The organism is Rhizobium sp. P1_E6, assembly GCF_056405875.1.
The window spans coordinates 1-9,357 of record NZ_JBFUBG010000144.1; the positions used below are offsets into that span (position 1 = coordinate 1).

Consider the following 9,357-nt stretch of genomic DNA (forward strand, 5'->3'; position numbering starts at 1 on the left):
GGCCAAGGATTCGCGGCTCGGGGGGGGGGCTTCATGAACAGGACGATCCGAACCTATCCGGCCTTTGCGGGATTTTTCGGTATGCGGAAGGTTCTTCTGACAAAGCGCGAGATTTAGCCCAACTGAATGGGCTTTTTGCGATCCTGCCAACTGGGTAAACTGGCTATCGAGTTTTCTTTCGTTTCGACAAGCGGCAACGCGATCAGTTTCAAAGCTGGCACTCTCCCAAAGGATGGAAACTTGGGAGACCTCGAAGTCAATTTCAAAATGAGAATACCTGAGGTTCGCATCTGACCATCGATGGCTTCCTGGCAATCATAACTATTGGTAATCAACCACCCGGCCCACGGAATTAGGAAGACTTGAATCCAACTGCTAGCCTTTGATCGTGCGAGCGGGCTGAGTGAAAGGCGAACTAGAGACGATGGCTGGATTTGTTCCCCAATCGATCACGAAGATACAGGCCGACTATGACCATGGCCTCTCTCCTGTACGCGTGATCGAAGACTGTCTTCAGCGCATCGACCGGGGTAACGCCGACTGTAACGCAATGATATATGTTGCTCGGGAAGAAGCCCTTGCCGGTGCCCGTCTTGCTGAGGGCGAGCTTCGGGCCGGTCGGCGCAGAGGCACGCTTCATGGCATACCGATAGCGATCAAGGACGTGATCGACGTTCGCGGCTGGCCCACGACGTCTGGTTCTCGCCTGTTCCGCAATTCTGTCGCAGGTGAGGATGCATCTTGCGTCCGAAACCTTCGCGCCGCCGGGGCGATCATCATCGGCAAGACCAACCTTCACGAACTGACTGGCGGAGACCATGACAATCCCTGGTATGGAAAAGTCGTGAACCCCTTGGATTCAACACGAGGTACTGGTGGAACAAGCAGCGGATCGGCGGCCGCCGTGGCTGCGGGCTTCTGTGTAGCCGCCATCGGTACGGATACCGGAGGCTCCAACAGATCGACTGCAGCGGCAACCGGATTGGTCGGCCTGAAGCCGACAAACGGAATTATCGATCCCGGCGGCGTCCGGGCGACGGCGCCAAGCTTCGATACGATTGGTCCCATCGCAAACAGCGTCGAGGATGCACGGCTCGTCCATTTCGCGATGCGAGGGGCGGTCCCACCCAAGCCACGCGCGATCGAAACAGCAGGTCTTCGCGTCGGCCTGTGTCCGGATATCTACTTCGCGACAACCGATCCGGAAGTAACGCGGGCACATGATCGGTGGCTACGATCGCTGGCGGACGCGGGCGCGACCACCGTCACCTTGCCCTTTAATCGGGCCGAAAACGTTCGCGAAGCCGGTCGTATCATCCTGATGTACGAGTTCGCCCAGCAATATGGTTCGCTTGTCGAGCGTCATCCAGATTACGTCGGAAGGGCCGTCCTCGACTTCCTGTCGACGGCCTCGTCGATCGGGGAGAAGCCGTACATGTCTGCAGTCGCGTCCCGGTCGGACATGAGGAGCGAGTTTCTGAGCTTGCTTTCATCGGTCGATTTACTCGCCACTCCCCCGGTTCCAGGATTGGCGCCGCGTCTTTCAGACGAGATGACGAAAGTAGGAGAAGATTTCGTTCCCTACGGACTGGCCGGCGGCAACTTCCGGCGCTGGGCGAACTTCTTCGGCGTTCCGACCCTCGCGATGCCGTTGCCGATCGAGGGCGGGCTTCCGGCATCGATCCAGATCTCGATGCTCCCGAATGAGGAGGAGGCGCTGTTTTCAACATGCACGGCCCTCAGCCAGGTGGGGGTCTGACAGGCAGGAATTCGATATTTCACAGCAACCAAAAAAGGGGAATAAAGTGAAAACGATTGTAGCAGTTCTATCGGTCGTTCTGACCACGCTTGTTGTCGCCAAGCCTTCTCAGGCAGCCGACGACGTGATCCGATTTGGCGTCRCCGCCGAGCCATACGCCCCCTTCTCGGTCAAGGACGCGGGCGGCAAATGGCAGGGATGGGAAATTGACCTCATGGATGCCGTCTGCAAGCAGATGAAGGCAAAGTGCGAGGTTGTCGACATCGCTTGGGATGGGATCATCCCGGCTCTCCTTGAGAAGAAGTTCGACGTCATATGGAGTTCGATGTCCATCACCGACGAGCGGAAGAAGGTCATCGATTTTACCGACAAGTATTACTTCTCGCCAAACGTTCTCGTCGGTGCCAAGGCCGATACGCGCACCTTCGACGTCACCAAACTAGATTCGTTCAAGGGCGTTGCCGTCGGGGCACAGACGGCAAGCTTGCAGGCCACCTACCTACAGGACAAACTCAAGGGTGTGGCGGATCTCAAGATCTACCCGACGCTTGATGACGAAGTCGCCGACCTGCAGGCCGGACGTGCCGATCTCATCGCGGCTTCCGCCATTCAGATTTCCGATTTCCTGAAGAAGCCGGAAGGGCAGGGATATGAGGTGAAGGTCACGCTGCCTCAGGAGAAGATGTTCGGCTACGGGGACGGCGGCGGCGTCCGTAAGGAGGATACCGCGCTCCGGGACCGCCTCAATGCAGCGCTGAAAGCCGTGCATGCGAGCGGCGAATATGATGCCATAACGAAGCGCTATTTCGACTTCGACATTTACGGCGACTGACCGCTGGGCTCAAATGGGTGCCGGCCCCCTTGTCGCGGCCGGCACCATCGTAGTTGACCGGGAAGTGCTGCATGGATTTGACATCGTCTTGGCTGACCTTGCTCAGCTTCGGAGATCACGGCTGGGCGAACCAACTCATCAAGGGCGCCTATCTGAGTCTAGGGATCTCGATAAGTGCATATATCATCGGGCTGATCCTGGGCCTCATCGGGGCCGTTGCGAAGCTCTCCAAAAACCTTGTGGCAACTTCGCTTGCCAGTGCCTACACCACGATTATTCGATCTGTTCCCGATATCCTTATTATCTTCCTGGTCTACTACACCGCCACCGACGCGCTGCGCTCGCTGGTGAGCATGGCTGGCCTCTCTTCAAATTTCGAGATCAACGGATTTGCGGCGGCGGCGTTTTCACTTGGCATCGTACAGGGGGGCTACAGTACGGAGGTCTTGCGGGGTGCCATCGTTGCCGTGCCCCGCGGGCAGTCGGAGGCGGCTTTTGCGGTCGGTCTCACCCGTCGGCAGACGTTCTTCCTGGTGACGATGCCGCAGGTGATCCCGCTGGCGTTACCGGGGTTGGGCAACCTGTGGCTCATCGTCTTGAAGGAGAGTTCGCTGGTCAGTCTGATCGGATTCACCGAACTGGTGCTGGCGGGCAAGATGGCCGCCGGAGCAACCCGCCACTATCTGTTGTTCTACGCGGCGGTGGGCGGGATCTTCTTGGTCATGTCCGGGATATCGACGCTCGTTCTGCACGTCATCGAACTGAACGCCGATCGCGCGTGGAGGCGAGGGTAATGAGTGATTTCGCCGTCTATCTGACAAATCAGATTCTTGTTGGCCTGCAGACGACCGTGGCGCTGTTCCTGTGCTGCGCTGTCGTTGGCAATCTGCTGGCGCTTCCGGTGGCCTTCGCGCGGATCTCCAACCGGCGCTGGCTCAGATATCCGGCGACCGCCTTCGTGCTGTTGTTTCGGGGCACACCTCTGTTGGTGCAGCTCTATATCTTCTACTTCGGGGTCGGCCAGATCCTCGCCGGCGTCCCATCGATACGTTACAGCCCGATGTGGCCGTTCTTGCGCGGCGTCTACAGCTACGCCTTCCTAACACTATCGCTGAACACTGCAGCCTATTGCGGGGAGATATGGCGGGGCGCCATACTCGGTGTCCCGAGAGGACAAACCGAGGCAGGCCTGTCGCTCGGGCTGTCTGACCGCCGGATCATGCGCTTCATCCTTTTGCCGCAGGCCTTGCGCCTCGCACTGCCTTCCATCGGCGGGCAGAACATTCTGCTCCTCAAAGGGACGGCGTTGGCGGCAGCGATCACGGTTTTCGAGCTGATGGCGGCGGCTAATTTCGTGCGGGCTCAGACGTTCCGTGTTTATGAACCACTTCTCGCGGCAGCGTTCGCCTACTTTCTGCTCGCTGTCATCATCACGTCCAGCTTCAGGTTCGTGGAAAAACGGATCGCGTCGCGGTATTGATCGTTGCAACGCAGTCAGTCCCGTTCGCTACCGGAGGTCCCGTTGGTTTCAAACGACACGGAGTTCACGCCGCGTGAGATTGAGGTCTTCGCAGCCGTCATGACGCATGGAACGACGACTCGAGCAGCGGATGCCCTCAACATCACGCAGCCGGCCGTCAGCAAGATCATTCTTCAGCTCACGAACAAAGCTGGCTTCCCTCTGTTTCGGAACCATCGACAACGCCTGATCCCGACCCCGGAGGCGCACATGCTTTATGCGGAGGTGCGGCGTGTCTTCGAATCTGTCCGTGGCATCTCGCGGGCAGCGAAGGAGATCAAGGAGCTTAGAAGCGGTCGCCTGAATGTTTCGGCGCTTCCGGCGTTCGGCTTGACCCTGCTGCCTTCCATCGTAGCAGGATTCACGCAACAATTTCCCGATGTAGCGGTGACGCTGGACATCAGAAGTTCATCGACGATCATCCAGCGCGCCAGCCGAAACCAGCTCGATATCGGGGTGGCAGCAGAGGTCAACGATGAAACACCCTCTGTCGTACGCCGGTCGCTTGTCGCCACTCCCCCTGTTTGCATCATGCCAAAAGGCCATGCTCTCAGTCGTCTTAAGGTCGTTCAAGTCGATGACCTCGACGGCTCGAACTTCGTATCTCTCGGCGTGGGCGATCCGATGCGCCGGCAATTGGACACGCTGTGCGAGGAGCGCGGCGTCAAGCGTTCAATGAAAATCGAAGCCGCTCTTTCAAATACCTGCATCAATCTGGTGGCCAACGGCATTGGCATTGCCGTCGTGGACAGACTGTCGGCCTGGATGGCAAGAGACCTGCCAATCGATATCCGCGACTTCCATCCGCACCTCGACATCAATCTGAGCGTTTACCGACCTTGGGGTACGATCGCGTCCTCTGCCGCCGATACCTTCATCGAGCATCTCATCCAATCGACCAGGGATTACATGAACGTCGTCGACCGCGAGATCAAGGCGCTGGGTGAGATCTAGCCCAGCTTACGGGGTGGTCAGACATGCGGAACCTGCGCATCAAGCCGTCAGCGCATCGACCAGCGCGAAGAACCTGCCGATGTCCTGTTCGTCGTTGTAGACGTGCGGCGTGATCCGCATCTTGGTCCCTCGCACGGTAACGAACGCCTTGTGTTCCCTCAGCCTCTGGGCAAGATCGTCGCGATATCTGTCGCCGAGATCCAAGACTGAAATGTGCCCGGCACGCTGGTCCGGCTTCGGTCCGGTGAAACCGAGCATTTCCGCCTGCTCCCAGACAAGACGATTGAGTTGGATGAGCCGTTCGTGAACGACCGCAGTACCCCAGCTGCAGATCAACTCCAGCGAATTAATTGCAATCGGCAGGACGGCAAAATCCGAGCGCTCGCCCATGTCGAAGCGACGCGCCCCTGGCAGATAGTCCGGCATGGTTTCGAGATAGAAGTCCGGACGTTCCCCACCGCTACGGTTCCAGGAATGGAATTCGATCGGCCGGCCCTTTTTTTGCCAATCCTTGCTGGCGTAGAGAAAGGCAAGGCGGTACGGACCGAGGAGAAATTTGTAGGTCGCGAAGCTGAGAAAGTCCGGACGAACCCGCGAGACGTCGAAGGGAACCGCGCCCACCCACTGCGTTCCATCCATGACAAGGCTCGCTCCGGCCTGATGCGTTGCCTCAGCGACTGCTTCRATGTCGACAGACATGCCTTCGAACCAGTGAACGATGGTTCCTGCCACGACGGAAACCGGAGCATTCGATTCCCGGATTGCCGCAACAATCGCTGGCGCCCATGGTTCGCCAGCCCGCCGAGGAACCGTAACCACGCGTGCGTCTTTCTGCCTTGCAAGCTCGTACCAAGCGTAGCGGTGCGACGTATGTTCGTTCTCCATCATCAATATGACCGAGCCCGACGGAACGTCGACGTTGGCCGCGGCCACCGCAATACCGTAGCTGGTAGCGGGAGCGATAGCGATGTCTTCAGCGCTCGCGCCGATAAATGACGCTGCAAGTTCTCGCGCCTTTTCGACCTCATCGTAGTAGGAGTTGATCGTCATGTCCCATGGCGCGGCTTTGACATTGACGCCGCGGACGCCAGCCGCGATGGCCGTTTGAGGAATTGGCGTCATGTAGGCCGCATCCAGATAGATGACGTCTTCAGGAATGGAGAACAGGTGTCTTTGGCAGGGGAGCATCGGGAACCCTCACAATGATACCTCGGTGCCTAGACCGAGGGCTTTGGCCTTCTGATAGACGATATTTGCAAGCTCGATATCCTGGGCGGGCACGCCGAGCGAGCGATAAAGCGTGATTTCGGAGGCGCGCTGGCGACCGCGGAGATCGCCGTTCAGCACGGCACCGATCTCGCCAATGATATGCGAGCGACCAATGATCCCTGTCGAGATTGGCTCGATCAGGTCTGACGCCGATGTCAGCGCCATGGGCAAGTAGTCAACCCAGACGCTCGAGCGAACCACGCATTCCGTGTCGACTTCCTGAAGGCCCGCGACACTCGCACCAACTGCATTCACATGTGTTCCGGGACTGATCCATTTGCCCTCGAGGACGGGAAACCTTGCCGACGTGACGGTGCAAACGATATCGGCGCCCGCGACTGCCTCCTGCGCCGTCGAAAAGACCTCGGCTGGGTAGCCTCCCATCCGCTGTGCCGCTGCAAAGGTCGCTGCCTTTCCAGGATCACGTCCCCAAACCCGGATCCTTGCGATAGGGCGCACCAATCCGATGGTTTGGATGTGCCGTGCGGCTTGCTCGCCGTATCCGATGATCGCAAGCTCCGAAGCATTCTGACGCGCAAGTGTCGCCGTGGCGACAGCCGTCGCAGCCGGCGTTCTGAGTCCGGTGATCGCATAACCGTTGACCAGGGCGACGGGCCGACCACGTTCCTTTTCAAAAAGTAGGATTCCGCCTTGATGCGACGGCAGACCGTAATCGAAGTTCTGCGGCGAAACAGACAGGACCTTGGCGCCGTAATGAGGCTGGTCCGAAATCGACGCGTACATCAGCGACAAACATGATCCGGGCATGCCCGGCAATGCCAATGTCCTCCTGATGTCCTGATCTGCGACGCCGCTTGAAGTTTTTTTTAGGGCAGCCTCGGCAGCAGTGAAGGCTTCCTGCGGCGTGGCGAGTTTCTCTACGGTGGCGCCGTCGATTATCAACAGTGTGCCTGCCGAACCGCCTGCGTGCGAAGAATGCGATGACATCCGAGCCCCAAGTCAATTGCACTTTTCGCTAGATGTAGCAGCTGCCGAAACAGCGGGGTCGTCAAACTTCATAACCTGCAGCGGCGACGTTGGCGTGTTTTCTCATAATTTCCGTCGCTTTGAGCCGATCTGCCAGTCTGGGCGGCCCTTCATAACTATTGATTATAAGCGGCCGCGATGGGGTTGTTTGACCCTGACTGCACCCTTCTTCAAAAACTGGACATGTCGCTACCTCGGCGGCTGCTTCCTTAGCGAAGCGATCGAGGCTGTCGAAATAATCAGTGGAGAAGAAGATGCGCGTCATTGTCCTGGGGGCAGGGATTATCGGAAGTTCTGTTGCCTATGAAGCGGCGAAAGCCGGCGCGAAGGTCACGGTTCTGGAAGCCGGAAGGATTGCTGGCGGGGCGTCGGCCACCAGCTATGCGTGGACCAACGCAACCGGAAAAAGGCCGCATGCCTACTTCGCCCTGAATGTCGCCGGCATGCGGGCGCACTTGGATCTCAGCCGGGAATTCGGACATGCACCCTGGTTCAAGCAGACGGGTAGCATTGAGTGGTACGCCAATCCGCAGGAGTGGGCGGCGCAGAAGGAAAACGCTGAACAGATGCGCGATTGGGGTTACGGTGTCGAGTGGATCTCCAAGAGCAGGTTGCAGGAACTCGAACCCGAGATTGATCTTGCGGCCATCAAGGATTCGCCCATCGTCTACTATCCGGAAGAGGGTTGGGTTCACCCGGTACTCTACGTTGCATGGCTTTTGCGTGCGGCGAAGGAAAAATGGGATGCCGTCGTCCATCCGTTCACGCAAGTGACTGCGATTGACGTCCAAGCCGGCGCGGCTAAGGCAGTGCGGACTGCAGACGGCGCTGTCTACGAGGCGGATGTTGTCATCAATTGCACCGGGAGTTGGGCCGACCGCGATCTTGGCGGCGTTCCTCCCATTCCCATGGCTTCGAATGTCGGCGTCCTCGGCTTCACCTTCCCAGTGGCGGTCACCTTGCAGCGGCAGTTTCACATGGATGACCTGGATGTGCGCCCGGACGGCGCCGGACGTCTGATGATCCATAAGATCTCGGTCGACTCCCTGGTGCCTGAGATCAAGGAGCTCGATCCGAAGGGCCTCGAGGCTTCGCTCCTGTTGGAAGCCGTCCGAACTGTCGTGCCCTCGGCGCAGTCGCAGCATCTTGAATCCATCCGCACAACGATGCGGCCGATTCCGAGCGACCGATTGACATGCAGTGGCTGGGTCCCTGGCGTCAGAGGTTACTATGTCGCCGTGACCCATAGCGGGGCGACGATCGCGCCGTATCTGGGCAAGGCTGTCGCTGACGAGGTCGTTCGCGGCCGTGTTATTGAAAGCCTCGTTGATTTTCGCCCGGATCGTTTCATGGCGGCAACGAACGGAATAGGGGCGCGGTCGTGACCATAGAGCGCATCGAGAAGACAGAACGTCTGAGCCGCGTCGTGGTGCATGGAAACGTGGCTTACTTCTCCGGCCTAACTGCCGGCGATCGCAGCCAGGATACGTTTGGTCAGACAGAACAAATCCTGGCGAAAGCAGATGCTTTCCTGGAGCAGATCGGATCCAACCGGTCGATGCTGCTGAGCGCTACGATCTGGCTTCGCGACATCAACGATTTCGACCACATGAATGCCGCCTGGGTGAATTGGATCGACAAGGATGAACCGCCCGCGCGGGCGACCGTCCAGTCCGTTCTTGGGCTTCCGGACATTCTGGTCGAGATACAGTTCACCGCCGCCATTCCCGGCTGAGCGCGAGATACGAGCGGCGTGCGCCATCAGGGCGCTCGCCAGACAGTCTGCGGAAGAACCAATCTTTTCTTTCCTCCCGTGCCGGTGCGCCGGTGTACGGCTGACAAGCTACCGAAGGCAGAGACCATGGCAGAAGCCCAAGCAAAGAAGATGACCGTGTCGGCGACCGATGTTGCCGTCGATATCGTCAACATGAACAAGTGGTACGGTGACTTCCACGTTCTTCGCGACATCAACCTGAAGGTCATGCGCGGCGAGCGCATCGTCATCGCCGGCCCGTCGGGTTCCGGCAAATCGACGAT

The 9,357-nt window shown here is 58.6% G+C and carries 11 protein-coding genes; 8 read left to right on the forward strand and 3 right to left on the reverse strand.

Features of this window, described 5'->3' with window-relative positions; genetic code table 11:
- Window positions 1-550: 550 nt before the first annotated feature.
- The 5 genes from AC1D35_RS33405 (at window position 551) to AC1D35_RS33425 (ending at window position 5,064) form a co-directional block, all read left to right on the forward strand.
- Window positions 551-1,759 (forward strand): amidase, encoded by a 1,209-nt coding sequence (locus tag AC1D35_RS33405; protein ID WP_477942167.1) that lies wholly within the window; start codon window positions 551-553, stop codon window positions 1,757-1,759.
- A gap of 46 nt (window positions 1,760-1,805) precedes the next feature.
- On the forward strand, window positions 1,806-2,591 hold the full coding sequence (locus tag AC1D35_RS33410; protein ID WP_477942152.1) for a transporter substrate-binding domain-containing protein: 786 nt from the start codon (window positions 1,806-1,808) through the stop codon (window positions 2,589-2,591).
- 71 nt (window positions 2,592-2,662) lie between these two features.
- Window positions 2,663-3,385 carry an ABC transporter permease gene (locus tag AC1D35_RS33415; protein WP_477942155.1) on the forward strand — a complete coding sequence of 241 codons (723 nt, stop codon included), beginning with the start codon at window positions 2,663-2,665 and terminating at the stop codon, window positions 3,383-3,385.
- Window positions 3,385-4,071, forward strand: coding sequence for an ABC transporter permease subunit (locus tag AC1D35_RS33420; protein ID WP_477942157.1), 687 nt, complete (start codon window positions 3,385-3,387; stop codon window positions 4,069-4,071). The genes AC1D35_RS33415 and AC1D35_RS33420 overlap by 1 nt, the downstream gene beginning before the upstream one ends.
- A gap of 42 nt (window positions 4,072-4,113) precedes the next feature.
- Window positions 4,114-5,064, forward strand: coding sequence for a LysR family transcriptional regulator (locus tag AC1D35_RS33425; protein WP_477821756.1), 951 nt, complete (start codon window positions 4,114-4,116; stop codon window positions 5,062-5,064).
- A 39-nt stretch (window positions 5,065-5,103) separates the two neighbouring features.
- Here AC1D35_RS33425 and AC1D35_RS33430 read toward each other — a convergent pair whose 3' ends face one another.
- From AC1D35_RS33430 to AC1D35_RS33440, 3 genes are all read right to left on the reverse strand, one after another.
- The gene (locus tag AC1D35_RS33430) at window positions 5,104-6,252 is read right to left on the reverse strand and encodes an aminotransferase class V-fold PLP-dependent enzyme (RefSeq protein ID WP_477942159.1); all 1,149 of its coding nucleotides are present in this window, start codon (window positions 6,250-6,252) and stop codon (window positions 5,104-5,106) included.
- Window positions 6,253-6,261: 9 nt separating this feature from the next.
- Window positions 6,262-7,281 (reverse strand): ornithine cyclodeaminase family protein, encoded by a 1,020-nt coding sequence (locus AC1D35_RS33435; RefSeq protein WP_477942161.1) that lies wholly within the window; start codon window positions 7,279-7,281, stop codon window positions 6,262-6,264.
- Window positions 7,282-7,342: 61 nt separating this feature from the next.
- Window positions 7,343-7,585: a hypothetical protein gene (locus AC1D35_RS33440; protein ID WP_477942163.1), complete on the reverse strand. Its 243-nt coding sequence runs from the start codon at window positions 7,583-7,585 to the stop codon at window positions 7,343-7,345.
- Here AC1D35_RS33440 and AC1D35_RS33445 point away from each other — a divergent pair.
- The 3 genes from AC1D35_RS33445 to AC1D35_RS33455 all read left to right on the forward strand — a co-directional run.
- On the forward strand, window positions 7,575-8,705 hold the full coding sequence (locus tag AC1D35_RS33445; RefSeq protein ID WP_477942165.1) for an NAD(P)/FAD-dependent oxidoreductase: 1,131 nt from the start codon (window positions 7,575-7,577) through the stop codon (window positions 8,703-8,705). The two genes, AC1D35_RS33440 and AC1D35_RS33445, sit on opposite strands and share 11 nt — an antisense overlap.
- A complete protein-coding gene (locus AC1D35_RS33450; protein WP_113335359.1) occupies window positions 8,702-9,055 on the forward strand; it encodes a RidA family protein in 354 nt (117 codons plus the stop codon). Before AC1D35_RS33445 ends, AC1D35_RS33450 begins: the two co-directional genes overlap by 4 nt.
- Window positions 9,056-9,181: 126 nt before the next feature.
- On the forward strand, window positions 9,182-9,357 hold a 176-nt coding region (locus AC1D35_RS33455; RefSeq protein ID WP_477942169.1), incomplete at its 3' end, for an ATP-binding cassette domain-containing protein.

What these genes read in the sequence shown, in the direction of transcription:
- AC1D35_RS33415 (WP_477942155.1), top strand. Translation starts at nt 2,663, where the DNA reads ATGGATTTGACATCGTCTTGGCTGACCTTGCTCAGCTTCGGAGATCAC.
- AC1D35_RS33440 (WP_477942163.1), bottom strand. Translation starts at nt 7,585, where the DNA reads ATGACGCGCATCTTCTTCTCCACTGATTATTTCGACAGCCTCGATCGC.
- AC1D35_RS33435 (WP_477942161.1), bottom strand. Translation starts at nt 7,281, where the DNA reads ATGTCATCGCATTCTTCGCACGCAGGCGGTTCGGCAGGCACACTGTTG.
- AC1D35_RS33405 (WP_477942167.1), top strand. Translation starts at nt 551, where the DNA reads ATGATATATGTTGCTCGGGAAGAAGCCCTTGCCGGTGCCCGTCTTGCT.
- AC1D35_RS33445 (WP_477942165.1), top strand. Translation starts at nt 7,575, where the DNA reads ATGCGCGTCATTGTCCTGGGGGCAGGGATTATCGGAAGTTCTGTTGCC.
- AC1D35_RS33420 (WP_477942157.1), top strand. Translation starts at nt 3,385, where the DNA reads ATGAGTGATTTCGCCGTCTATCTGACAAATCAGATTCTTGTTGGCCTG.